The sequence below is a fragment of the Paenibacillus sp. GCM10027628 genome, assembly GCF_042676385.1.
Taxonomy (GTDB): Bacteria; Bacillota; Bacilli; order Paenibacillales; family NBRC-103111; genus Paenibacillus_E.
The window spans coordinates 960,438-986,670 of sequence record NZ_JBHTHA010000002.1 but is presented as its reverse complement, the minus strand read 5'-3'; the positions used below and the strand labels follow the sequence as shown (position 1 = coordinate 986,670).

Below are 26,233 nucleotides of genomic sequence, written 5' to 3'. Positions count from 1 at the left end.
AGGAGATTGGCGAATGAAAAGGATAAACATTCTTTCTAATGAGCAAATTCAAAGCTACAAGGACAAGGGGTATCTCGTACTGCGTAATGTATTTAGCGAACAGGAGGCTAAGGTGCTGCAAGCAGAATGTGATAAGCTGCTCACATTGAGTCAATATACGGATATCCATAATATCCGAGCAGGGCATAAGCGTTATGCGAACGGAGAAGTTAAGATCGAGCGTTTAGATCCCGTCCATGACATTTCCGCGGTAATGGATAATTTGGTTCGAGATGAACGTATTTTGGCACCCTTGCGTGATATTTATTTGGATGAACCGCTATTGTTTAAAGATAAATTGATTTTTAAGCTGCCTGGAGCAACTGGCTATGCGATGCATCAGGATGCTGCTTGGTGGCAGGGCTTTCCAATAGAAGGACTTATCAGTGTGATGGTGGCAATAGACGGAGCGACAGTGGTTAATGGCGGGCTTGAACTATTCCCGGGTTACCATCATCACCTTCGTTCCGATATAGGAGAATTACGAGGTATGAATGCCAAGGAGATGGCTGAAATTGATCTCAAAACGGGGGAGATTGTGGAAACTAATCCTGGTGATATGATTCTGTTTCACTCTTTTACACCGCATCAGAGTGGTGTAAATACATCAGAGCACAGCCGTAAACAGCTGTATTTGACCTACTCGCCTGCTAAGAATGGGCAGTTGTACAACGCCCATTACCAGCATTTTCAACGGTATTCCTTGCTGGACAAGGATAAGAGTGACTACTATTTCCTATAGTGCCATCGCAATCGTATATATCATGCCTCCACATCATAACTCCGCATTATTGTCATAGATTTCTCGTTCTTGTCTGGTTGCTAGGGCTTACGGTATATCCATATAATTAAGATATACCAGAGGAGAATTGAGGTGTACCTTGGCAAGGATAACAGAACAGCACATGCTAGGAGCTACTGATATGGGCTTGGCACCGAGTAAAAAGAATATCCTTTCGAAAAGAATCATTCAACATTGGGATCTTTATATGCTCATAGCAATCCCTTTGCTGGTTTTGCTAGTTTACAGCTACGTGCCTATGGTTGGAGTAGCACTCGCTTTTAAAAATTATAAAGTATTCGATGGCTTTATGGCTAGCAAGTGGGTGGGATTGGATAATTTTAGGGTGCTTTTCTCAGACCCGAAATTTTTGAGTGTTCTGGGTAATACACTTTTAATCAATTTGTACAAATTGATTTTTCAATTTCCGCTGCCCATTATATTGGCATTGCTGCTCAATGAGGTGAGGAAAGGGTTTGTGAAGCGTATCACACAGACACTGACCTATCTTCCTCACTTTCTTTCATGGGTTGTGATCGCTGGGGTTTTCGTCGATATATTGTCTCCAAGCACAGGGATTGTCAACTCGCTGCTTCGCTCTCTTGGCATATCGCCGATTCAGTTTCTCGGAGATGAGCGGTTTTTCCGCAGTGTGCTGGTAACCTCAACCGCATGGAAGGAAACAGGGTGGAGTGCTATCATTTATCTAGCGGCTCTTACATCGATTGATCCGGAACTTTATGCAGCAGCTGAAGTTGATGGAGCCGGAAAACTAAAGCAAATCTGGCATATTACACTTCCCGGAATCGCAAGTACAATCGTATTCATTATCATACTTCGCATATCTCAAATGTTGGGTAGCGATACAGAACAAGTACTGTTATTCTATAATCCACTTGTCTATAAAGTGGGCGATGTTATTGGTACCTTTGTGTACAGAGAAGGCATACTTAATGCCAGCTACAGCTATACAACTGCTGTCGGGCTATTTACTTCCGTTATTGGCTTCATATTGTTGATCATTGCGAACAAAGTCAGCAGCAAATACTCCAACCGTGGAATCTGGTAGCTGAAAAGAGGGATTCAACCCATGTTCGACAAAAGAATGTCTAATGGAGAAAAGGTATTTACCGTCTTTAATTACTGCTTATTAATCGCAATAAGTTTAATATGTTTACTGCCCTATGTCACTTTATTTGCGAAATCGGTTAGTGACGAGACCTATGTAATTAGCGGACAGGTTAGCTTATGGCCGAAGGGTTTTCAATTTGATGCTTATAAAGCTTTAATTTCAGCAATTGACTTTCGCACTGCTTTCCGAAACAGCCTATTCGTCACAATTGTAGGCACGTTGGTGCAAGTGTTTTTTACCGCGTGTGTTGGGTATGCCATTTCCAGAAAACAATTACCTGGACACAAGATAATTAATATCATGTATGTTTTTACAATGATGTTTAATGGCGGCTTGGTTCCAACCTATTTGATCATTAAGGAAACTGGCCTAATGAATAATTTACTCGTACTCGTTATTCCAGGTATGGTAAGTGTGTTTAACCTAATTCTGATTCGCAACTATTTTGAATCGCTACCGTCTAGCCTAGAAGAATCGGCAAGAATAGACGGAGCTGGAAATCTAACCGTGCTGTTTCGTATCATGTTCCCTTTATCTAAACCCATACTTGCAACTATCGCGATTTTTTCGGCTGTTAGTATTTGGAACAGTTACATGGACCCGCTTATGTATCTAACAAAAAAGAATGTCTTGGTTTTACCCTTATTTTTGCAAAATGTCATCTCTGCCGCCACCCAGAATGGTACAGATAATTCGGAGGTACTTGCCCATATTGCCTCAGAAACGTTCAGAGCTACTGCGATCTTTATTTCCTCGTTGCCAATCTTGCTTGTATATCCTTTCATGCAAAAATATTTTGTAACTGGATTGACGCTTGGCGCTGTTAAACAATAATCGTTAATCGGGGGAATGAAAAATGAAAAAGGGTTTCACTTACGCAAAGTTTGTGTCTGTTCTGTTGGCGCTTACGCTGGTGTTACTTACCGCTTGCAGCCAAACAAAAGAGACAACAGGAGAGAAAGGTGCTACAGCTACAGATAAAGAGACGAATGCTGTTGCAACGCCTAAGCTCGATAAAAACGCCAAAATTCGCATTGCAGTCCCAAGCAATAGTGGAGTTCAAGGCTTCGAACAAGGAGCGAGTGAAAGTGATAACCAGTTTTTAAACGCAATTAAAGAGAAAACAGGCTATAAAAATGTAGAGTGGACAATTATTCCAGCAGCAAGCCAGCTTGATAAATACAATTTGATGTTTGCATCAGGCGATGTATTTGATCTTATTTATACGAATGATTTGACGATCTTCAAGAGATTCAGTGCACAAGGTGCGCTCACTCCCGTTGAACCTCTGGTCAAACAGTTTGGCAATGAGATTGAAAAGCACGTAACTGACAACGCATGGGCTGCTGTAACCGTAGACGGGGTAAAGCTTGCCATACCGGCTTCACCCTATCAAAAATATAAAGACCAGGATTTAGGAAGCGGTTTCTTGGTTAGACAGGATTGGGTCGATAAGCTGCACTTGTCAGCTCCGAAAAATCTTGATGACTTGTATACGTTCCTAAAAACAATCAAGGAAAAGGATCCAAGTGGTAAAGGTACAATTCCATATGTAGCTGCTGGTGGAAACAATGGGAATCCATTGGATGGTTTAGATGTAATTACAGGCGCATTTGGTTTATCAGGCCTAAATAACCTTGCTGTGCCGTTTATTGTCAAGGACGGGAAGTTGATTGATGCACAAGATGCCTATTTAAAAGATATGCTCACGTACTTGGCTAAGCTGTACAAAGAAGGGCTAATAGACAACGAATATTTGTTCAACAAATCGCAGCAGGTTGCGGAGAAAATATCATCAGGTAAAGCAGCTTCCGGATACTTTGGCTATTATGAGCCTAATGGATTCCGTCCTGCGCTAGTCAAAACAGACCCGAATGCCAAGCTCATGTATATGCCGCCTATTGAGGGGAAAGAAGGACAAAAGGGCTATATCATTCCTGCTCCAGTATCCAACTATTATATGGTTCCGAAGAATGCAAAAAATAAAAATGAAGCGATAGATTTACTGAATACATATCTGAAGGACAAAGATTTGCAATTATTCATCAACTATGGTAAAGAAGGCGTTCATTACAATAAGGATGCAAGCGGTAATTTAGTACCTATCAAACCCATTTATGATCAAATTATTTATAAATTATATTATAGAATGTGGACGACTCCAGAAATCTGGCTGCCCAATGCGATACTCGCAGGCCTCAATCCAGACATGAATTCCTATGTGGCAGCTGGACCCCATGATATTGTGTTCAATATTAATTACTATAGACCGCAGACGGATGCGGAACTATCCAAAGGCAGAGCGCTGATAGATCTACGAAATGAGTATGTATCCAAGATCATTAATGGAGCGCTCCCCATCAGTGCAATAGATGAATATTTCAAAAAAGCGGATGCAAACGGCAGACAGGAAGTCATCAATGCCTCCCAGGATTGGTTTACTAAAACTGGAAAAGAACTTTATAACAATCTTACCAAAAAATAAGCGGACGTGGATTTTAAAGTATAGGGAGGCGTGTGCCTCCCTATACTTTTTTGCAACAATTTTAGCTATATATCTGGTGGTCAATCTAGTGTATTGTTTGATTAGCACCTCAAACTAATCATTGGAGGTTGATTTATGCACAAATTACTGCTTGTCGATGATGATTATATTACCAGAGAAGGTTTAAGGGATTTAATAGACTGGAAAAGTTTAGGGATTAAAATTGCCGGTGAAGCCGAGGATGGTGCAGAAGCGTTGAGAATCGCTCGGACGATCGTTCCGGATTTAGTCATAACCGATGTTGTCATGCCGGGCATGGATGGTATTAAGCTTGTAGAGGCGCTGAAAATCGAACACCCTGATCTAATGGTCATTATGATTAGTGCACATCAAGATATCCAATATGTGAAAGCCTCGATAAAATTGGATGCAATTGATTATTTGCTAAAGCCTTTCAATCGTGAAGAGATGATGCAGGTTGTTGGCAAAGTAATCGGTAGAATGGAAAAGGAACGCGAGTATAAACGGCTTAAGGACGATATCAGCCATTATTATGTGGACAGTACTGTACCTACAGAGCTTACGATCATTGTAGATTTAAGAGAGCGTATCGTTAAGCTGACCGGCAGTGGATTGACTGAAACACTAATCGACGAGTTAAAGCAGTTTTTTGCATCCATTAGGCTCTACAAAATGGACAGTATACTGATTCTGGCCATCCTTTGCAGTGAGCTGCTTATCAAAGCTTTTCGTTCTGCGGCTGCCATCATCGGACACGAAGCGGCCAAAGAGATGCAGGATTCACTACAGCAATTTAGAATGATGCAGAGCAGCACCCAGATAGAGACATTTGTATTCGAAAAGCTTCTTCACATCGAACAAATCGTCAATGAATCGCGCAATAATAAATCGCGTAAGGTAATTCGCATTGTTGAGGCGATTATACGGAAGAGCTACAATCAAAACCTAACGATTCAACAACTTGCGGAAGAGGTATATATGTCTGCTGGCCATCTTCAGGGGTTATTTAAAAAAGAAACGGGTCAAACGATTAATGAATATATCACGATGGTGAGACTTGAGAAGGCTCAGGAGTTACTACGTGATCCCGCAATAAGAATATACGAAGTAGCTAATCTAGTCGGATATCAGGATACTTATTATTTTACGAAAATATTTAAAAAGCTGGTGGGTGTTATTCCTGTACAATTTCGGGAGCGTGGCTGATGAGAAAATTAGCGGATGTACTGAGCGGATTCTATTACAATCTCAATTTGCGCACGAAACTAGTTTTCTCCTATTTAATTCTGATTATTGTTCCGGTTTTCTTACTGGTTTATTTCACCTATACAACGATCCACAAGTCGGTTGTGGAGCAAACCGGAAACGCGTATCTAGAAGCGCTGAAGCAAGCGGAGAAGAATGTAGCATTTGGACTTGACGTGGGTTATGATATCGCAGATTTGGCACAAAGTAATTATGATATTCAAAAAGTATTGCAAACTGTAGCCGAACGTCAACTGACTTCGGCCGAAGTCATCGATTTCTTCAATGTGCTCAACAAAAACGTTACCAATTATGAAGGGAAAAGAAATGTACTCAAGGTGAGCTTTTTTATGAAGGGCAATCCGGCATTCCTATCAGCAAATCCGAATTTTTTCAGTATATGGGAGCTTGAAAAGGACTCAGCATTAAAGCCATTGCTGAATGGGAGCATGAAGCAAGCATGGTTTCATGCTGATGTGATTCAACACTTACAATTAGCTCAATCAGACGAGGTGCTCTTTATTAAAGAAATTCACGATATCAACCATATCCAACAAATACTTGGTTATGTGATGATTGAGCTTGATTCGAAGTTCATATGGGATATTCTTAACGATCTAAGGCTTCCTGATGGAGCAGAAACGTTAGTGCACACAGGTGGTGTAAGGATCGGAGTCAAGCATCTCCCCTTGGGTGATGTCAAGTTGGAACAGCAGTTTTTGTCCTCGTTGCCCACCCGTCAGGAAGGGATCACCCATTTCGGTCCCGGTTTAGGTACTTATTATGCAGTGAATAGCAAGTTGAGCGGGTTGGACTGGAATATATCTCTACTGATGACCGAGCGGCATTTAGGCATGAATAGTAGATCCATTCAAAATTTCATGTTCGCCTTGGCTGCATTCGTTTCTATTCTTGCCATTATTACTGCTTTTTTCATTTCAGGCTCTATTACTAAGCGCCTAAAGAAGCTTATGCGTTTAATTAAACTTGCCGATGTAGGACAATTTGAAACGGAAACAAATATTCGTGGTAATGATGAGTATTCTCGATTGCAGCGTGCTTTTAACCAGATGAGTATGACTACCAAAGCATTAATAGAAGAAGTGTATCAGGTGAAAATTAGCAAGCAGGAGACGGAAATGAAGCTGCTGTATGCCCAGATCAACCCACATTTTCTATATAACACGCTTGATATCATCCAATGGAGTGCTCTACGCATTGATGCGAAGGAAATTGCAGAAATTACTGAATCCCTGGCCAAGTTTCTTCGGCTCAGTCTAAACGAGGGCAAAGAGCATATAAGACTGTCCGAGGAAGTGGAAGAGGTCAGCCGTTATATGCACATTATCAATTATCGTTATCGCGGAGCAATCCGGTTTGAGATCGATATCGAAGAGGAGATTGCGGACGTTGTGATTATCAAGATGATTCTGCAGCCTTTAGTTGAGAACGCTGTCATTCATGGTATTAGACCTAAACCAGGTAAGGCGGGTATCATCACGGTTAGGGCATCTCGTCAGGAAGAATTTGTATATTTGGAGGTGAGTGATGATGGTGTCGGAATGACGGAAGAGCAATTAAAGGGGGTTTTAGAAATAGAAACTCGTGGTTATGGCGTGAAAAGTGTAAACCAACGAATCCAGGTTCATTATGGTGAGGAATGTGGTCTGAAGTTTTTCAGCCAGCCAGGATCAGGTTGTCGAGCAGTAGCGAAACTTAAGCCTCAGATGCTAGCTATCCCACCATCACCATCCTAGTAAGAACCATGGGATAACTCCGTATTTTTGTCGTACATATCGCGTTTCTGTCCTGTTGTGCGAGCTTCGTACATTTCCTTATAATGAGTACCATACCACTTGAGAATGGAGGTGTATCCCGGATTAAATGAATGGCGTTTAGGTTTTCTAAAAAGATTTAGCAACAATAGCATTTCGGTAAAACTTAAAATGTAAGCGCTAACAATTGGTGGTGGTTAATCGAGTTCTTGTGAGATTCATGAACCGCAGCAGAATGAAAAAGCTTGAGAGCGGGTGTTTTATGATGGATTCAGTAGAAACAAGAATTTATTGGAGGTGTAGGTATGGCGAATAGCATATTTCCGGATTTAGTTAGAAGATACCGCTTGCTCAAAATATCGATCTGTATGATGCTTCTAATGTCTGTTACCTTACTTGCTGCGTGTTTGATGGTCATAACGTCAGCATCCGCGGACGGCGACACGGACAACTTCACGAATACGGCAACATGGTACCGTGATTTCGCTCCGGGCATTATCAACTCGAGCGAAGGAACAATTGAGCTGACAGCGCGTATTGATAAGCCCTATTCGGAGTTTGGTAACGATTATGATTTCATATTTCGCCTTATTCCCGAGCAGAGTGGACCAGGGTTTACATTAATCAACGCCCATATTCCTCCGCCGACATCGAAGCCGACGGGGGCTACATATGATCAGCCGCTTACCTTTTTCGTCAAAAACGGGGAAGCAACCAATGGTGCGTTCGCCTACGCGCAGCCGAATCAGTTGAACTATGTCGTCGGCCAGCCCTTCAATCTTGCCTTCACATGGAAAATGGGCGCTGGCGGTTACGCAGCCATCTACAAGGACGGTGTCTTGCTAACCAGCTCGCCGACCACGGTTAATGCTGTGATGGAGAAGTTCATGCCTTATGAATTTATGATAGAGAGAGGAGCCCCTTATAACATTACCAATGTGAAAATTTCCACTCGGGCGCTAGCGGCTAATGAATTGGAGCACAGCACAAGCAGTTTTACCCATGGCGTGGACACGGCCCTGCTGGCGGATGTCACACTGGGGCAGCCCATTCAATCGCAGAAATTTATTACCCCGTGGCATACATCCTCCCAGTATAGCATCGTCAAACCTGCATTCCGAAATGAGAAAGAAGTATTCTACCAAAATGAAGCGGCCGTTTATCCGGTTATGACAGTGAATTATGGAAGTACGGCGAAGACATATACGGTCAGTATTAAAGCGACGGATCCATCCGGCAATGTGGTGTTCACCGAACCGAAGATCGTTACTGTACCGGCAGACGGCACCTATCGCATGGAGGAGTTGACGCTGCCGCAGTTAAACGGGCAAGTGGGGTTTTGGTATTTGGAAACAACGGTAAGCCCAACGTCGGGAGACGCCATCGTATATAAGAGTGATATTTCCAAAGTACCGACAAATGATAATACCGTCGCTGATGGCAATTACGCCAATTATTATGGGACGCACTCTAGTTACAGCTACGACATTTCCCCATGGAAGAAAATCAATACGAGCGCTACCCGCACTTGGGATGACGCCAGGGTTTTCTTGTGGAATAAAATCGAGCCGACGAAGGGACATTTTACATGGGAGCATGCGGATCAATATGTGAAAGCGACGACTGCTGCCGGCATGGATGTGTTGGCTGTTATGGGCTATCCTTCCAACTGGGCATCGACAAGGCCCCCAGTTAGTGAGATACCTACTGAAGGTTATCCCTCCTCCCTTCAATACCCGGCAGATCGTTGGGTTTCCAAAGATATTCAAGATCAGAATGGAGTCCCGGGCAATGGGGCAGATTGGACTAATTACGTCTACCAGACGATGAAACGTTATGCAGGCAAAGTGAAATATTACGAAATCGTAAATGAGGTAAACTTTCATCCACCTTACCTCCCTGCCGGTTTCTCAGGGACAAAGGAACAATATTTTTTGATGCTGAAGATCGCTCATGAACAGGCTCAGAAGGTGAAAGCTGAGTATTTGACAGAAACGGGAAACAATCTGGAACTGTATGTCACGACGAGCGGGTTCACCTCGGTTTCCGGTACTGCCGCCGACCGCCAAATGACGATTGATGCGTTGCAAGAACCTTATGTCGGTTACTATGACATCTATAATGTACATGGGTATGGCGGTACCAACGCAATCCCGGATATACTCACCGCTTACGCTCAGGCGAAGATCACTCATCCGAATTTGAAGCTGTGGCAAGGCGAATTCTTTCCTCTTGACGAGACTTATCCAACCATGACATCGAAATTATACGGTACGGTTCAGAAATATATGGATTTTCTGTCGGCGGGCTTTTCGAAATTTTTCACTATGGGCGTTCCCAACGCGGATACGTTCGTCACACGGTATTCGCAGTCTCCAACGGAAATTTTTCAGACGACGGCCGTCATGCAAAATCAGATCAGGAAGGCAGATCAATATTTAGGGTCGTATTCTGGTTTCCCTGGAGAGAATTTTCTGACGGTTAATCATTATTTGCATCGTACGGATGGGAACTACCTCAGCATTCTGTCTGCGGATAGCCTGTTGCTCAACATCACCGTGACGAATAGTAATAAAATCATTCGTGTAGTTGATAACTATGGAAATCCAGTATCGGTAGATTCCAACGGCAAAATCGTGAAGAAGAATACGGTCTTTGTCGTCAGCAGCGAGCCGCTTGCTATCGGCAGTGTTACGGGTGATGTGCCGCTTACGATCATCCGTAACGGAGATATCGAGAAACTGTCGGGTGATCCGATCGGAGGGCCGGCTGCTGTTACCATCGATAATTGGGGCATGGGCGCAGGTGTCTACGGGACGAATGCTTATGTGAACAAAACAAGCCCGTATCAGGGGTTGAATGCTATGGAGTTCAACTCGGCGGGGGCGTCGGGCAATCGGACTTATTTGTACCAGACGTTTACAATCACGAAACCTGGCACCTATGCGCTCTCCGCATATATCAAGAAGTTGGAGGGCGGAACGGACGTTCAACCCGAGCTGAACATTTGGGCAGGGAACAGCGACCATCAGTTGGCCCCAGTGACCCTTACAGGTCAGTACGCTTTTTATGCAAAGACGTTTACCGTGACGCAACCGATGGACATTACCGTCAATGTTGGTATTCTATCGGGTGCAGGAAAGGTGGTGTTCGACAACGTATCATTTGATCCCGCACCGGATAATGTCGAGATCGTAATGGATAATTCAGATGCGACGGGGGTGACGTTTACCGGCACCACCAACGTCTGGGACAACACGAGAACGAATAGCGGAGCAAACAAAGGGAACTTCGCACTCAATACGAGCAAGGAAGGCAAATCAAGCGTCATCTACACGCCGTCCATTCCTCTAGCCGGGATGTACGATGTGTACGAATGGCACCATTCAACGAGCGGCACGACGGACGCGCCGTTTACGATCAATCACGGAGTGGGCTCTACGGTAGTGAAGGTGAATCAATCGACGAACGGAATTAAGTGGAACAAGATCGGCAGCTTTCCTTTCAATATGGGCTCAACGGGCAGCGTTGTCCTGACCAACGGCTTTACCGCCGGCAACTTTATGCTGGCGGATGGGATTAAATTTGTTCGGACCGGCAACCTGCCGCCTGTTTTCGCAAATGGCAATTTTGAGTCAAAATCGGGCGACCAACTTTGTGGATCTTCGTCCGCTACATTTGACAACTGGAGCATGGGCTCAGGTGTATATGGGATGAATGCCTATGTGAACACAAACAATCCATATCAGGGTGGGGCTGCTGCTGAGTTCGATTCAGCAGGTGCACCCGACGGTCGAACCGATCTCATTCAGAAATTTACGGTACTTCAGCCAGGCACGTATTCGCTGTCCGCTTATATCAAGAAGCTGTCCGGCGGGTCGGACGTTCAGGCGGAACTTAATGTGTGGGACGGGGTGAGCGACCATCAGATGGCGCCGACCTCGCTGTCCGATCAATATGCTTATTATGCCAATACGTTCGTCGTAACGCAGCCGATGGATATCACCATCAAGACCGGTATCCTTTCGGGCTTGGGGAAAGTCTTATTCGACAACGTATCGTTCGACCTCATACCGGATAATATCGAGATCGCGATGGACAATTCAGATGCGACAGGCGTCAAATTTACGGGATCAACTTGGGATAATACGAGAATCAATACCGGTGCTAATAAAGGGAATTTTGCGTTAAATGCGAGCAAGAACGGCAATGCAAGCGCAATTTACACCCCACTCATTCCGATCAGCGGTATGTACGATGTGTATGAATGGCACCATTCGACGGCAGGAACAACGGATGCGCCATTCACCATGAATGGGGCTGCAGGTTCCACCGTTGTAAAGGTGAATCAATCGATAAACGGCGGCAAATGGAACAAAATCGGCAGCGCCCCTTTTCTTGCGGGTTCATCGGGAAGCGTCGTCATTACAAACGGGTTTACCACTAGTAACTTTATACTCGCAGATGGTATCAAATTTGTTCGGATAGGGGCAAACGTGCCGGTACAAAGCATAATGGTAACGGGTAATCCTTCGGCTGTCGTACTGAAAGGCGCTGCCCTACCTATGATCGCGGCGATTCTGCCAGCTAACGCTTCGAACAAGGCAGTCATTTGGAGCGTAGTTAACGGAACGGGCAAAGCGGAGATCAATGCCACGACCGGCATATTAACCGGCGTGGAATCTGGTACAGTTACCGTAAAAGCTGCAGCGGTCGACGGCTCGGGCGTAATCGGCCAACTGCAGGTGAACGTCATCACGCTGGATCATGTGACGCTGACTGCGAGTAAAACCAACATGAAGAACGGGGATCAGTCTGTTTTAACTGTCATCGGCATTATGAGCGACGGATCGCAGGCTGATCTCGGTAAAGCCGTCCTTAACTTCTCTAGTGATCGCGCGATAGCTACAGTGGACGCACAAGGGATCGTGACAGCGACAGCTTCAGGTGAGGGGACCGTTCATGTTAAAGCGACCGCAACGTTCGGTGGAACAAGCACGGAGGCTAGCGTTGCTTTACTCGTGGACAATACCCAGCCAACGACCCTTGCCTCAACAAGTCCGAGTGCGCCCAATGGCAGTAATGGATGGTACACGAGGGATGTTATCATTACGTTAAATGCGGAAGACAGCCTCTCCGGTGTAAGTAAGATGGAATACAGGATTGGAGGAAGCAGCGACTGGATCGCCTACACGGCACCGTTCGCGTTGGGATATGAAGGAGTAACAGCGGTAACGTACCGTTCAACGGACAACGCGGGCAACGTCGAGGACCAACACACAATAAACGTACAAATTGACAAGACGCCTCCAGCGGATGCAATTGTAACGGCCGATATTACAACACCAACCAATACCAATGTAACCCTAACGATTACCTACCCGGCTGACGCAGTGGTGAAGGAATATAAAATGGGCGAAAGCGGCATATGGACGGCTTATGTGAATCCCATAGTTGTTTCTGTGAATGATTCGGTATACGCAAGAGGAGGGGATGTTGCAGGCAACCTATCCAATGTAATCGGCTATGCTGTTGGAAACATTGTATCGAAGAGTACGGCAAAACCGGGTAAACCCGCTCTTACCAGTAACAATGGGTACGATACAGGGATTAATGATGGAACATACGATATAACCATGAACATGTGGTACGGAGAAAATGGGAGGCTTTATAAGCTTTATGAGAACGATGTGTTGATCGATACCAAAATCCTATCGGACGACACTCCTAATGCACAAACGGCGGTAACCGCTATAAGCGGTAAGACAAATGGCACCTATCATTACTATGTTGAGCTTACTAATGCCTACGGTACAACAAAAAGTGATGTTTTGACCGTAACTGTTACACAAGCGGCACCGGCTGTACCCGTTCTGTCCAACGATAACTGGGATGGTGACGGCAACTATAAAGTCACGATGAACTTGTGGTGGGGTACGAATGGAACAACCTATCGTTTGTATGAAAACAATGTTCTTATCGATACACAAACCATTGCGGATCATTCACCATCCGCTCAATCAACAGTGACGAATATCACAAATAAAGGGGCAGGTGTTTACGTGTATTACGCTGAACTGGTCAACAATGCCGGAATCACATCGAGCGAAAAAATGATTGTAAACGTAACTAGAAGACAGTAACCATTCGAGACGAAGTAGCTGATAAAAATCATAAAACCAGCACAGTTACCTCCAAGGGTAACTGTGCTGGTTTTATGGCATACATTACACTGTATTTATTCGATGACAATAACTTCATATTCATCTAATTGCGGTAATACAAAACGGATTGAATCCCCCTCCTGTTGAAAAGGGAGCAGAATAGACGTCCGTAAACTTCGGATTGTCGTTACCGGCTGGAGCATTTCATTCAAACGGATCGTGATGTTGTGCAAAGGTATCACTTTTTCGATGGGACGTGTCATCGATCCTGTGTAGTTGATCAGATGCAGCATTAACCTCTGCGGCTGGCTCCGAAGCGATAGGTGGAGCGATTCAATTCCTGGATGCGACTCCAGAATAACGCGTTCTGGATGGAAAGTAGTAAGCGCATTACGCATTAATTTACGGTACTCGGGAAGAGCGAAATGTTCATAGCCTTTGTCCACATTGCCTGTAAAATAAAGGGTTGATCCTTTTTCAAATCGATTCATGACCATAAAAGGGTGTGACGTTATTGGTGGCAGGTCACAGTATCGGGCTGGTTGTTTAGACCGATAGTGCATAATCGTCTGCGATCCAGGTTGAGGCTTTATTTTTACTGCCAGCATAGGGGCAGGAATTAGCGATTGATCTATGCCATGGAGATAAGATTCTCTATTTTTATCGGTTTGTATGTGATCATAAGGCAAATCTGTTATTTCATCGACTGTGGTAATCCCTAGTAGGTCCGCTAATAGAGGATATTCACGAATTTGGCCATATTCATCGTAGACGGATGTATCAAAGGTGGCGATGAGGTTGCCTCCATTACGTACAAATCGCTTGATTTGCTCCGCCTGTTCTTCCGACATACAACTAATGCCGGGCAGAATGAGAGTACGGTAATGGAAGATTGAATTGTCCGTAAGGGAAGTCTCATCAATGATGTCTATAAGAACTTGGCTGCGTGATAAGGCATCGAACCAGCCCATAAAGGAGCCACGTGCGTCCCCCTTTAGTTTTTCCCCTAAGTGGTCCTGCAAAGAGGTGAAATCGGTTTCTTCAGCCGATGATTGATAGTAATTTGCTGTGTCATAGGACCAAAGCAAGGCGGTTCGCGCTTCGGAACGTGTGTCTGTGTAATATTCGACATTCTGTTCAAGAAACGAATTGATTTGCTTAACTGTTTGCATGTGAGCGTCTCGGTTATTGTCATTATAGACGCCATACCAAGTACTGGCTCCGTGCGCCACTGCCATGGCATGTACGATCCATGTTTCAGCCGCTGATAACAGATATCTTGACCAAGGTGCCAAACGACCGGCGATGGCAACACAGTAAGGCTTGCCTTGAGCCTGAGTTTCCAGCAGCATGGCAGTTGCTGCTGGCTTCCAAATAGGCGTTTCACGCAGATTGCCATGGAGGAAGCCACCTTCAGCGATCAGCAAGTCCTGATAAGGAACTGTCATACGGTTATCACGGCCGCAATATCTGGTTGGTGTTAACTGAGGGCTGTTCATATAGATGATGGCATTAGGGTTGACTGAGGATAACGCTTCTTTCGAGTCTTTCATGAAGCGGGCAATGGAGGAACGCTTGAAGTCGAAAAAATCTCGGTGTTCGGCAGCACTCCTAATGGAAGAAAGGGAATAGCCGTATTGTTCTTGAAACAAAGCAGCACAGTACTCACAGAAGCAACCTTCCACACGATACACAGGACCGTCGAGAAAAATTCCTTTAATGTTATATTCGGCGATGGTCCGAATCGTACCGAACAGACTATCCCGGTAGGGAGAATTAACACAGTGATAGTTACCGGCTCCATAATAACTGGGGATAACGGATCCATCTCTAGATACTTGGATCCATTCGGGATGGATCTCTGCTAGTGAAGGAGAAATCCAATGAACATTGACGTAGACAATCGGGTTTATTCCAATTGAATCATAGTTCTCGCTTATTTCCTTTAGAATGTTCCGTCCGGTTCGTACAGCATATTCAGACGGATAGAAACAAATCCCAGCATCACCGAGGGTAACATCATGAACTTCAACGTGCTCTGCATTGAATCCTAACTCCTTACGGATTAGAAATTCTTCCTGATAATCAAGGGTTTCCATTAATTCTGGATTGGGTGGAATGAAGTCGACAATTCTAAGAGGTTTTTTAAACCAAGGTATGGCATTCATGAAACATTCTCCTTCGTTTCATTTAATGATTTCTTGGTTTTTATATTACTCTTGGAACTTCCTGTTTAACATGCATTACTTTCTTGTTTTTATATACTTTTTTGCATTTTAATTTAAAAGGAGAAATAGGGATTTACGATTTTTCTAGAGATTTTTTCCGTTGATTTCGATAGTCACTTGGCGTTTGCCCGCGAAGCTCACGAAAAACACGGGAAAAGCTGCGATAGGATTCGAAGCCGGCTTCAGCTGCAATATCAGCAAGAGACATATTGGTGGAAACGAGCATGCTCACCGCACTCTCCACGCGCAGGCCATGCAAATATTCAAGAAAGCTGCGTCCTAAGTGTTTTTTAAATGAGCGACTCATATATGGAGTACTAACACGAAAATGATGAGACAGCCACTCTAACGTTAGTTTTTTTGAGTAATGGACATGCATGTATTGCAAAACCTTCCAAAAATTCATTTTCTCGTCGAACTCATCTACTTGGAGCCCATTTGGATAATTGGTATGTGAGGCGCGGACAAATAATAACATAGCTTCCGTCAATTTTGCTCGAATAAAGCTGTTTCTTCCAATACCAACGGGATTGAGATAATCATCGTGCAAAAGCTCAAATATATTGTGTATACGATCAGCCATTGGAGAAGAGAAATCGACGAAGGAAGGAATTCTAGATCCGATGCGGAAAAGCAGGCTGGATAACTCCGATTCATAAGATGAACCTAGCAGCATATTGATATCGAACATACAGCAGTATTTGATGATGGGCTTGTCTGAATCGCTTTGGATCTCGTGAATGTGGTGTGGAAGTAGAAAGGAGCAAGTACCAGGCTGCAGGTGATGAGGAATGCCATTGATGATTTCTGTACCGCTGCCTTCAATCACATAGGACAGTTCTACAAAATCATGATGATGGAGTAAGGTCTTCTTTAAGGTATGAATAGAAATGTGAAGGGGAAGCTCACCCTTCTTTAATTTAATAATGGCCATCAAATCTTCATATTCTGGAAAAACGATCATACATTTGTTTCCTCCGGTTATAAAATGGCTAGTTTCATTCCTTTTTTGGCATGCTCGTTTTTGGGTCTCATTATATCATAAGTTGCAAAGAGCGCTAAAAACAACTCGAGAGGATGAAAAATATGAGTGGAAGCCAACTAGCCATATTAGGTGGAACTAAGGCGGTTACAGCAGAATTAGGAAATATGTTTACTTGGCCAATCATTACACAGGAGGACGAGGAAGCTGCATTAGATGTGTTGCGCAAAGGAGCGATGTCAGGAACGGATGTGACGCAGCAGCTCGAAGATGACTTTCGCCAATGGCTGGGCGTGGACTACGCGTTGGGCTTTAATAATGGAACGAGCGCTTTACTTGCAGCAATGTTTGGATGCGGAGTGGGCGTTGGGGATGAAGTGATTTGTCCGAGCATTACCTTTTGGGCTTCATGTACCTCTGCCTATACGCTTGGAGCGACGGTTGTATTCGCGGATATTGACCCGATTACGTTGTGCATTGATCCTAAGGCCATAGAACGTTGTATTGGCGAACGAACAAAAGCGATCATTGTAGTCCATTATTTTGGTTATCCTGCGGATATGGATGAGATTATGGCTATAGCGCAGAAACATAATTTGAAGGTTATTGAAGATGTGTCTCATGCACATGGAGGGAAATATAAAGGACGGAATCTAGGTACGATTGGCCATGTTGGCGGAATGTCCCTGATGTCTGGGAAAGCTTTGGCTGTCGGAGAAGCCGGGATGCTTGTGAGCAATGATCGTGAGATCTATGAGCGTGCTATTGCTTTCGGTCATTATGAGCGTAATAACAACGAAATCCAAACGGCAGACCTGAAGCCTTATATTGGACTGCCATCAGGTGGATATAAATTCCGCATGCACCAGCTTAGCTCTGCAGTGGGTCGGGTTCAGCTGCGGCATTATGATGCGAGGCATGAGCAAATTAGCCTTGCGATGAATTATTTCTGGGATTTGCTTGAAGGTGTGCAGGGAATACGAGCGCACCGACCAGACAAAGGCTCCGGCAGTTACATGGGTGGGTGGTATGCGGCACGCGGCCATTATAAGCCAGAGGAACTTGGCGGACTTTCAGTTACACGTTTTACTGAGGCCGTTCGTGCTGAGGGAGTTGGGGATTGTTATCCTGGTTGCAATATCCCTTTGCACAAACATCCATTGTTTACGGAAGCGGATGTGTACAACCACGGAAAACCTACACGAATTGCTAATGCCTCGCGAGATGTAAGACAGCTGGATCGTGGCTTACCAGTGACGGATGAGATTTCCACGCGATTATTCGCAGTACCTTGGTTCAAGCATTATCGGAAGTATGAGATTGAGCAATATGCCAATGCCTTTCGTAAAGTGGCTTCAAACTATCAGGAACTGCTAGCGTCTGATCAAGGAAATCCTCCTATTCTTGGTGGATGGAGCATGTTTGCCAAAAAGTAATTAAAAGAGGGGGGAAGCTGGGCTGTGGAAAAGATCTGGGGATATGGCATTATTGGTTGTGGTGGTATTGCAGCATTTCATCGTGATGCGATCCGAGAAATTCCCAATGCGCGATTAATCTGCGTTTCCAGCAGGACAGAACAGGGGGCTAAGGCATTTGCTAAGGATTCTGGTTGTGAATGGACAACAGACTATCTTGAGCTTATCAACCGTTCCGATATCGATATTATTTGTGTGACAACCAGCAGCGGCAGCCATTTCCGTATAAGTGAGAAAGTACTAAGTGGCGGAAAACATCTCGTTGTAGAGAAGCCGATCTCCATGCAAGCCATAGAAGCACAGATATTAATTGATTTAGCGAAGGTAAGGGGAGTTAGTCTTTCCGTTATTTCTCAGCGCAGATTCGAACCCTATGCAGCGTATCTCAAGCAAGTTATTGATGAAGGCAAGCTAGGTAGATTGTTGCTAGTAGAAGCAGGCACACCTTACTTACGAACGCAAGAATATTACAATACTGCTGAATGGCGGGGAACGATAACGGATGATGGCGGCGCATTGATGAATCAAGGCATTCATCAAATTGATTTACTGTTATGGTTTGGGGGTGAAGTGCATTCTGTGTATGGAAAAACCGCTACCCTAACACATGATCTGGAAGTGGAAGATATGGCAGTAGCCATTGTGAAGTTTAAGAGCAGCGCATTAGGTACAATTCTATCTTCTACCAGCATTAAGCCAGGGTTTCCTCCCTATATTCATATTTACGGGGAGAAAGGAACAGTAAAGATTCAAGGACAATCCATTGTCCATTGGACCGTGGAGGGGGTAAAGGCTCCATCAGATACAGAAATCGTGGTAAGTGACGGCTCTTCTAATCCGCTCGCTATTTCGCATAGATATCACAAGCTTCAGCTGGAAGAGATTTTGCAAAGTATTGTACAAGAACGCCCGATGAAGGTGACAGGCTTGGATGGCAAGCGTGCGGTAGAACTGATCGGAGCTATATGCGCCTCGTCGGCCTCAGGAGAGGAGATTATTCTATGATCGAGAGAGCTAGGAATGATGTGTTTAATCGTTTAGGCATTATCACAGATGAGGTTTCACCTAATTTGGACGAAGCCTTACATTGGATTCAGGAACATGGCCTTCAGCATGTTGAGATACGCATGGTAGATGGGAAAAATGTTATGGGGTTAACGGATGAGGAAGCCAGGATGGTTCTAAAGCGAGTTGAAGCACATGGACTTTATATTTCCAGTATTGCTTCCCCTATATTTAAATGCCCGCTTGATCCAAATCGGGAGGTTAGAAGCGGTGATACATTTGGACAATCGGCAATGGAGGATGTAACTTGGCACTTTCGTTTACTCGAAAGGGCTTTTAATCTTGCTGATCTGATGAAAACTTCATGTATCCGGATTTTTTCATTTTGGCGAGAAGAAATACCTGAACAGTTTGAAGACGAAATCGTGAATTACTTAAGGAAGGCTGCAGCTGCTGCAGAAAAACGCGGTAAGTTGCTATTGTTGGAGAATGAACCTGCCTGTAATGGCGGATGCGCAGAAGAAGTCGGTCGTTTAACAGAGAAAACAGACTCTCCAGCGCTTAAAGTGTTATGGGATCCAGGCAATGAAGCGTTTTTAGGCCGTAAAGCCTTTCCTGATGGTTACGAAGCAGTGAAGCATGTATTGGGTCATGTGCATTTAAAAGACTCGATTTTCCGCGGGTATGCTCGTGCGGCATGTGTGCCAATTAGTTGGGGTGAGGTGGATTATATCGGACAGCTTCATGCATTGGAGCAGGATGATTATCAGGGTTTATTCAGTATGGAGACCCATTATGTGCCTCAAGGTGGCGTGCCTGCTGAGGGTTCGGCACTGTCTTTGTTGGGATTGCAAAATTTGCACAATAAAGAGAGTATGTTAAAGCCTCTCCATGCAGATAAAATTGATCGGCTCCATGTGCAGGTATACGCAAATCGTAAGGAAATGGGGATTATGGCTGGAATTCAGGGTGCGGTTAAAATTAGAGAACTTCTTGAGAAACAAGAGCAACTGAGGATTATCTTTGCGGCAGCTCCCTCACAAAATGAATTCCTTGATACTTTATCCAAGCAGGGTGGTATTGATTGGAAACGAATCACTGTATTCCATATGGATGAATATATGGGTTTGCCGGATGAAGCGCCGCAGAAATTCAGTCACTTTTTACAGACGAAATTGTTTGATATCGTACAACCGGGTCAGGTTCATTTGTTGAATAGTTCCAATTCTCCAATAGAGGAATGTCTTCGTTACAGTGCTTTGTTGAACGAAGCACCGATAGATATTGTTTTTCTCGGGATTGGTGAAAATGGACATATTGCATTTAATGATCCGCCAATAGCAAGCTTTAACGATTCTGAAGCTGTTAAAATTGTAGATTTGGATTTGACTTCTCGGCAGCAGCAGGTGAATGATGGCTGCTTCAGGGAACTGGAAAGTGTTCCCACTCAAGCGATAACCTTAACCATTCCTACTTTATTGTCAGCCCATACGATGTTTTGTGTCGTTCCAGGACCTACGAAACGACAAGCCATAGAGGCAACGCTGTTCGGAGCGATTGAGGAAAATTGCCCGGCATCCATTCTACGAACCCACGCCAATTGCACGCTTTATGTGGATATGGAAAGCGCAGAGGGGCTCTTTTGACAATGGTGGAGAGTGACTTCAAATGAGTGTGGGAGAAAATAGATACATTGTTGGTAAGCATTATGCAAGTGGACAGATCGTACAAATTCGGATCCTCAATGGTTTGATAGTGGAAATGGATGCCATACCGAATCAACTGGAGTACGGAGAAAGTTTACCTTGGGTCGGACCAGGCCTTGTAGATATCCATATTAACGGTTGTTTCGGTATAGATGTGAATGAAGAGCAGCCACAGATTGAAACATTGAAAAGGATGTCACGAGCTTTATGGAAAGAGGGTGTTACCTCCTTTTGCCCTACAATCATTACCAATAGTTCTGAAAATAACTATCGATTGCTTCGTACAATTGCGCAAGCCTGCGAGGAGGATGCCGTTGCGAATGAAGCAATGATGTGTATTCACATGGAAGGTCCGTTTATCTCCCCAGAGGACGGGGCTCGTGGCGCTCACCCGTTGCAGCATGTGATTGCCCCGGATTGGACATTGTTTCAGCACTGGCAGGAAGCATCCGGAGGCAGAATCAAGCTGATCACGATATCACCTGAGTGGCCGGGATCAATCGCATTCATAGAGCGTTGCGTCAAGAGCGGTGTTGTTGTATCTATCGGGCATACCTCGGCAAATTCCCAGCAGATTCTTGATGCAATAGCGGCTGGGGCGTCTTTATCTACACATCTTGGGAATGGCGCGCATTTGTCGCTCCCTAGGCATCCCAATTATATTTGGGAGCAGCTAGCCAACGATAATTTATCAGCTTGCGTTATAGCTGATGGATTTCATCTGCCACTGTCCTTTCTTCATGTAGTAAGGAAAGTGAAGCGAGAGAAACTTATTCTAGTTAGTGACGCTGTCTTATATAGTGGGATGAAAGCTGGCGAATATGATAATCCGGTCATGGGCGACATTGTGCTCACCCCAGAGGGACGGCTTCATCTGAAGCAGAATGATCAATTACTGGCTGGTTCGGCGCAGATGTTACCGCATTGTATTGCGCATATGGTGAAACACCACATTTGCAGCTTGTCAGAGGCATGGGAGAGCGCATCTATTGAACCTTCCCGTTTAATAGGTTGGAGCACCTCACAAGGTTTATCCATTGGTGCGCCTGCTGATCTTGTTTTGTTCCAATGGGCTGAAGATCGGTTGGAGATCGAAGCAACCTTCAAGAATGGTATCAAAGTATTTTAATAAAAGGGGGAGAGCTTGTAGTGATTTCTACTAAATTAGGTAAAGCCAAAGTGGATATTACACCGCCATTTGCTGTACCTTTAGCGGGATATGCCAGTCGAAAGATGGCATGTACAGGAACGTCCAGTCGGTTATTTCTGCGAGTTTGGTTATTCATTCAAGAGGATGGTTCCGGCAGACTATACCAAAAACTCATTGTGCAGGGAGATATCATTTGGTGGGGCTCCGAACGTTTGGATGAACTTTGCAAAAAGCTGAAAGCAAGGTGGGGAATCGAACGGTCAGACATGTTATTCCACGCATCACATACCCATGGCGGACCGCAAACCTCGAATCAATTTAGCCCCTTACTGGGGCAGCTTCGTAGTGAGTATGTGGATTTTCTTGAGATGAAAGTTGAGGAAGCCGTAACGAAAGCACATATGAATATTGAGCCTGTAACTATCGAGCTAGGAATTGGCACCTGTGAGGGAATAAGCATCAATCGTCGATTGCAATCAAACGGAGTTACTGTGATGGCACCAAATCCAGACGGAGTCAATGATCCTACAGTGACAGTTATTCGTTTTATGTCAGCTGATCTTCGAATCATAGGTGTTTTATTTCACTTTACCTGTCATCCCACAACAACGGACACCAATTTAGTTACCTCAGATTATTGCGGGATGGCGATGGAAGCTTTGGATAAGGTATTGGGAGACGGGGTAAGTTGTTTTTTGCAGGGCTTCTGTGGGGATATTCGTCCTGCTCTATATAAGGATAATAAATTTTATAGTGGAGACCATGATGACGTGGAAAGAAATGGAGACGTATTAGCAGCAACTGTATTAAACATTCTGGAGCAACCGCTGGAAACGTTAAAGCCAGCTAGGCTTGTAAGTTGGACGAAACAGGTTGAACTTCACTTTAAACATATTCCAAAGGATGACGAATTGATGCCGCACGAGGAAGATGATGATATGACGGCTTTCTGGAAGCGGCAAATATTGGCCAAACCGGCTCAGCTTCGACAGAGTGTTCCACTGCATATGCAGCTTGTACAAATTGCAGAGAAGCTGGCCTTTCTAGCGATAGATGGCGAGATCGTGGTCGAGTATGGTTTATGGGCAAAATCGCTTTCTAATGGAAAAGTGCTTCCAGTCGGCTACAGCAATGGAATGCTTGGCTATATTCCGACAGCTCAACAAATTCTAGAAGGCGGGTATGAAAGCAAAGACTCGACAATGGTGTTTGGGTATTCCTCTTCATTTACTTTGGAGGTTGAGTCCGTAATCCGTCGAGGCATCGAAGAGCTTATCGATCACATGCAGCATAATGAAATGAGTGTATAGAAAAGGAAACCAAAACATGCAGAGAACATTGAAGCTTGGAATGATCGGATTGGATACATCTCATGTATCCGCTTTTGCATCGATATTAAATGATCCAGTTCATCCTTACCACGTTGCTGGCGGTAAAATCGAAGTGGCTTTCCCTGGAATACCTTCTGCAGACTTTGAATTAAGTATTGGTAGAGTACATAAGTATACGGACGAATTAAGTCATAAATATGGTGTATCTATTCTTGACTCGGCAGAAGCGGTTGCTGAGCAGAGTGATGCAGTGCTGCTTATTTCCGTAGATGGAAGAGTTCATTTGGATATATTTAGAAAAATTGCCCATTACGGCAAACCTGTTTTTATTGATAAACCGTTTACAGTCAACAGCGAGCATGCTGAAGAAATATTTAAGATAGCAGCAAAATATGGAGTTTCGCTCATGAGCTGTTCTTCGCTTCGTTATGCGGAGGAACTGAATAAAGAACTGCTGAAAGCTGACGATGTAATCCTTGGGGCGGATTGTTATGGTCCCATGATGTTTGAATCAGTGCTTCCAGCGTTTTTCTGGTATGGCATTCACTCCGTAGAAATGCTTTACAGAATCTTAGGGAGAGGCTGCGTTTCAGTTGCTGTAACGTCGAGCGAACATTATGACTGTATAGTTGGAACCTGGCGAGATGGACGTATTGGTGTTGTTAGAGGAAATCGTAAAGGAAACTATCAATTCGGTGCTTTGATTCATCGAGCGAATTCCGTCAGTTTCGTAGATGCTAGTTCTCATGACAAGCCGACCTACGCAGGATTGCTGGAGCGCATCATGCATATGTTTCGTACGGGCCAGTCGGATATTGAAGCAGCGGAAACATTAGAAATTATCCGTTTTCTGGAATGTGCCAATGAAAGTCGCCAAAGCGGGGAGATCGTATATTTATCTTCGGGAAAATAGAGAAAGCACAGAGTTACTACACGAATATGGTTAACGGATATAAGTATTGGAGCTTCATCAGTGAAGAGTTGCCCGCATTAGCTCGCTCGTTTTTTCCATTGTCGGATCAAAAGAAGATAATTTTGTGCGATACAGCTCCTCTATTTCCGTTGAAGTAAAGGCAGGATAGCGCAAAGTATCTGTCGAAAAATTAATATAATTTGGAGAGCTTTTCCTCTCGGCGATAAGTAATTATGCGAAAAGGGTGATTTCATGGTTGAACAATCAAAGTTGGAAATGTATGCGGATCTTGTTGTACGGGTTGGTGTGAATTTGCAACCAGGACAGACCCTCGTAATTGGACAAGATACACTTCCAGTTCCGATAGAATGTTTTGAGTTCGTTCGTTGTGTAACACAGAAGGCTTATGCAGCAGGCGCTAGGCAAGTTTACGTAAATTGGGAAGATCCAGAATTGAACCGTATTCGATTAGAGTCTGCATCAGAAAATTCATTAGATGAATATCCGCAGTGGAAAGTCAATTGGATGGAATCCATGGTGGCGGAAGGCGCTGCGTTTCTAGCGATTCTGTTGCCGAATCCTGACCTTATGATCGGGATTGATCCGGAGCGAGTAGCACGAGCTGGCAGAGCAAAAGCAACTGCTCTAAGAAATTTTATGAGTGAATATGCAAGTTTTAAGTTTAATTATTGTATCATTTCTGTTCCTTCAAAGTCATGGGCTCAAAAGCTGTTTCCTGCTCTTACCGATGTGGATGCCATGAATAAGCTCTGGGATATTATACTGGAAATCGCACGCATAAACACTAACAATCCATTCCAAGCATGGGAGACTCATGTGTCTGAATTGGGCAAAAGAACGAATCACCTAAATGATTATAGATTTACCAAACTGCACTATTCAGCTCCTGGTACAGATTTGACTGTTGACCTGCCGGAAGATCACCAATGGATAAGTCTCGCCAACGTGAAGAATAAAAACAATGTACCGTTTCTCCCGAATCTTCCAAGTGAAGAAATATTCACGGCACCTCACCGAACTGGTGTTAACGGGACGCTACGAAGTACAATGCCGCTATATTACGGCGGAACAATGATAAATAACATTCAATTGATCATTACTGAAGGTAAAATCGTCAACTATTCTGCCGATGAGGGATTGGCAACCCTTAGAGGAATCATTGAATCCGACGAAGGTTCTAGCTACCTTGGTGAAATTGCTCTGGTTCCGGTCACTTCTCCAATAGCCAAGCATGGCATATTATTCATGAACCCGTTGTATGACGAAAACGCCTCATGCCACTTTGCCATTGGGAATGCGTACCCATCAAGTATTGTAAACGGGCAGTCATTGAGCCCGGAAGAACGGTTAAAACGTGGATTAAACCAAAGTATGACCCATGTCGACTTTATGGTTGGTTCGAACGAACTAAACATAGATGGTGAAACAAAAGATGGTAGGCAAATACCAATATTGCGCGCAGGAAATTGGGTTCTGTGAAAGAAAATTGACTGACTTCAGCCTGAGATACGAGCGATTTTTAGGTGAGTGCGGGTACCCAGCTATTGAGACGATTGGGGCGGAGTTCGAGGGCACCAATAAACCATGGATAGTTCCGGAGCTAGCGCCAATGACTTCGCGCGGGGTTATCGGAAACAGAAGGAAAAAGGAAAATCAAACACAAATATAGTTGTTTAACGAGCATAGATAACTAAGATTATGGAGCAGGCGCTGCGGCGACTGCTCTTGATCGTTCAAGCAAAGGGCAGAATTAGGCCAGCAGATTTGGATTAAACCTAAT

At 44.3% G+C, this 26,233-nt stretch carries 16 protein-coding genes and 1 pseudogene; 15 read left to right on the top strand and 2 right to left on the bottom strand.

What is annotated here, in order from left to right:
• Positions 1–13: 13 nt before the first annotated feature.
• From ACFQZT_RS05315 to ACFQZT_RS05285, 7 genes are all read left to right on the top strand, one after another.
• The gene (locus tag ACFQZT_RS05315; RefSeq protein ID WP_379297266.1) at positions 14–781 is read left to right on the top strand and encodes a phytanoyl-CoA dioxygenase family protein; all 768 of its coding nucleotides are present in this window, start codon (positions 14–16) and stop codon (positions 779–781) included.
• A 139-nt stretch (positions 782–920) separates the two neighbouring features.
• On the top strand, positions 921–1,889 hold the full coding sequence (locus tag ACFQZT_RS05310; RefSeq protein WP_379297264.1) for an ABC transporter permease: 969 nt from the start codon (positions 921–923) through the stop codon (positions 1,887–1,889).
• Between the two features lie 21 nt (positions 1,890–1,910).
• A complete protein-coding gene (locus ACFQZT_RS05305) occupies positions 1,911–2,786 on the top strand; it encodes a carbohydrate ABC transporter permease (RefSeq protein WP_379297262.1) in 876 nt (291 codons plus the stop codon).
• A gap of 22 nt (positions 2,787–2,808) precedes the next feature.
• Complete coding sequence (locus ACFQZT_RS05300) at positions 2,809–4,437, top strand: extracellular solute-binding protein (protein ID WP_379297260.1); 1,629 nt, start codon at positions 2,809–2,811, stop codon at positions 4,435–4,437.
• 135 nt (positions 4,438–4,572) lie between these two features.
• Positions 4,573–5,664: a response regulator transcription factor gene (locus ACFQZT_RS05295; RefSeq protein ID WP_379297258.1), complete on the top strand. Its 1,092-nt coding sequence runs from the start codon at positions 4,573–4,575 to the stop codon at positions 5,662–5,664.
• Complete coding sequence (locus tag ACFQZT_RS05290; RefSeq protein ID WP_379297256.1) at positions 5,664–7,460, top strand: sensor histidine kinase; 1,797 nt, start codon at positions 5,664–5,666, stop codon at positions 7,458–7,460. The genes ACFQZT_RS05295 and ACFQZT_RS05290 overlap by 1 nt, the downstream gene beginning before the upstream one ends.
• Before the next feature lie 323 nt (positions 7,461–7,783).
• Positions 7,784–13,621, top strand: coding sequence for a golvesin C-terminal-like domain-containing protein (locus tag ACFQZT_RS05285; protein WP_379297254.1), 5,838 nt, complete (start codon positions 7,784–7,786; stop codon positions 13,619–13,621).
• Between the two features lie 95 nt (positions 13,622–13,716).
• On the opposite strand, the gene ACFQZT_RS05280 is transcribed toward ACFQZT_RS05285, so the two are convergent.
• Complete coding sequence (locus ACFQZT_RS05280; RefSeq protein WP_379297252.1) at positions 13,717–15,810, bottom strand: alpha-amylase family protein; 2,094 nt, start codon at positions 15,808–15,810, stop codon at positions 13,717–13,719.
• A gap of 133 nt (positions 15,811–15,943) precedes the next feature.
• A complete protein-coding gene (locus ACFQZT_RS05275; protein ID WP_379297250.1) occupies positions 15,944–16,834 on the bottom strand; it encodes an AraC family transcriptional regulator in 891 nt (296 codons plus the stop codon).
• Between the two features lie 122 nt (positions 16,835–16,956).
• On the opposite strand from ACFQZT_RS05275, the gene ACFQZT_RS05270 reads away from it, so the two are divergent.
• The 8 genes and pseudogenes from ACFQZT_RS05270 (at position 16,957) to ACFQZT_RS05235 (ending at position 25,932) form a co-directional block, all read left to right on the top strand.
• The gene (locus tag ACFQZT_RS05270) at positions 16,957–18,288 is read left to right on the top strand and encodes a DegT/DnrJ/EryC1/StrS family aminotransferase (RefSeq protein WP_379297248.1); all 1,332 of its coding nucleotides are present in this window, start codon (positions 16,957–16,959) and stop codon (positions 18,286–18,288) included.
• Between the two features lie 24 nt (positions 18,289–18,312).
• Positions 18,313–19,332: a Gfo/Idh/MocA family protein gene (locus ACFQZT_RS05265; RefSeq protein ID WP_379297246.1), complete on the top strand. Its 1,020-nt coding sequence runs from the start codon at positions 18,313–18,315 to the stop codon at positions 19,330–19,332.
• Complete coding sequence (locus ACFQZT_RS05260; RefSeq protein ID WP_379297244.1) at positions 19,329–20,978, top strand: TIM barrel protein; 1,650 nt, start codon at positions 19,329–19,331, stop codon at positions 20,976–20,978. Before ACFQZT_RS05265 ends, ACFQZT_RS05260 begins: the two co-directional genes overlap by 4 nt.
• 22 nt (positions 20,979–21,000) lie before the next feature.
• Positions 21,001–22,167 (top strand): N-acetylglucosamine-6-phosphate deacetylase, encoded by a 1,167-nt coding sequence (locus ACFQZT_RS05255; protein WP_379297242.1) that lies wholly within the window; start codon positions 21,001–21,003, stop codon positions 22,165–22,167.
• Positions 22,168–22,187: 20 nt separating this feature from the next.
• Positions 22,188–23,498 (top strand): neutral/alkaline non-lysosomal ceramidase N-terminal domain-containing protein, encoded by a 1,311-nt coding sequence (locus tag ACFQZT_RS05250; protein ID WP_379297240.1) that lies wholly within the window; start codon positions 22,188–22,190, stop codon positions 23,496–23,498.
• 16 nt (positions 23,499–23,514) lie between these two features.
• A complete protein-coding gene (locus tag ACFQZT_RS05245) occupies positions 23,515–24,432 on the top strand; it encodes a Gfo/Idh/MocA family protein (protein ID WP_379297238.1) in 918 nt (305 codons plus the stop codon).
• Positions 24,433–24,440: 8 nt separating this feature from the next.
• A pseudogene (locus ACFQZT_RS05240) lies at positions 24,441–24,559 on the top strand (esterase family protein); the annotation flags it as partial.
• 125 nt (positions 24,560–24,684) lie between these two features.
• Entirely contained in the window at positions 24,685–25,932 is a 1,248-nt protein-coding gene (locus ACFQZT_RS05235) for an aminopeptidase (RefSeq protein ID WP_379297236.1), read from the top strand.
• The last annotated feature ends 301 nt before the right edge of the window (positions 25,933–26,233 follow it).

Bases quoted from the DNA above. Each gene is read 5' to 3' on its own strand.
- ACFQZT_RS05315 (WP_379297266.1), top strand. From the start codon at position 14: ATGAAAAGGATAAACATTCTTTCTAATGAGCAAATTCAAAGCTACAAG.
- ACFQZT_RS05305 (WP_379297262.1), top strand. From the start codon at position 1,911: ATGTTCGACAAAAGAATGTCTAATGGAGAAAAGGTATTTACCGTCTTT.
- ACFQZT_RS05300 (WP_379297260.1), top strand. From the start codon at position 2,809: ATGAAAAAGGGTTTCACTTACGCAAAGTTTGTGTCTGTTCTGTTGGCG.
- ACFQZT_RS05295 (WP_379297258.1), top strand. From the start codon at position 4,573: ATGCACAAATTACTGCTTGTCGATGATGATTATATTACCAGAGAAGGT.
- ACFQZT_RS05290 (WP_379297256.1), top strand. From the start codon at position 5,664: ATGAGAAAATTAGCGGATGTACTGAGCGGATTCTATTACAATCTCAAT.
- ACFQZT_RS05285 (WP_379297254.1), top strand. From the start codon at position 7,784: ATGGCGAATAGCATATTTCCGGATTTAGTTAGAAGATACCGCTTGCTC.
- ACFQZT_RS05280 (WP_379297252.1), bottom strand. From the start codon at position 15,810: ATGAATGCCATACCTTGGTTTAAAAAACCTCTTAGAATTGTCGACTTC.
- ACFQZT_RS05275 (WP_379297250.1), bottom strand. From the start codon at position 16,834: ATGATCGTTTTTCCAGAATATGAAGATTTGATGGCCATTATTAAATTA.
- ACFQZT_RS05270 (WP_379297248.1), top strand. From the start codon at position 16,957: ATGAGTGGAAGCCAACTAGCCATATTAGGTGGAACTAAGGCGGTTACA.
- ACFQZT_RS05260 (WP_379297244.1), top strand. From the start codon at position 19,329: ATGATCGAGAGAGCTAGGAATGATGTGTTTAATCGTTTAGGCATTATC.
- ACFQZT_RS05255 (WP_379297242.1), top strand. From the start codon at position 21,001: ATGAGTGTGGGAGAAAATAGATACATTGTTGGTAAGCATTATGCAAGT.
- ACFQZT_RS05245 (WP_379297238.1), top strand. From the start codon at position 23,515: ATGCAGAGAACATTGAAGCTTGGAATGATCGGATTGGATACATCTCAT.
- ACFQZT_RS05235 (WP_379297236.1), top strand. From the start codon at position 24,685: ATGGTTGAACAATCAAAGTTGGAAATGTATGCGGATCTTGTTGTACGG.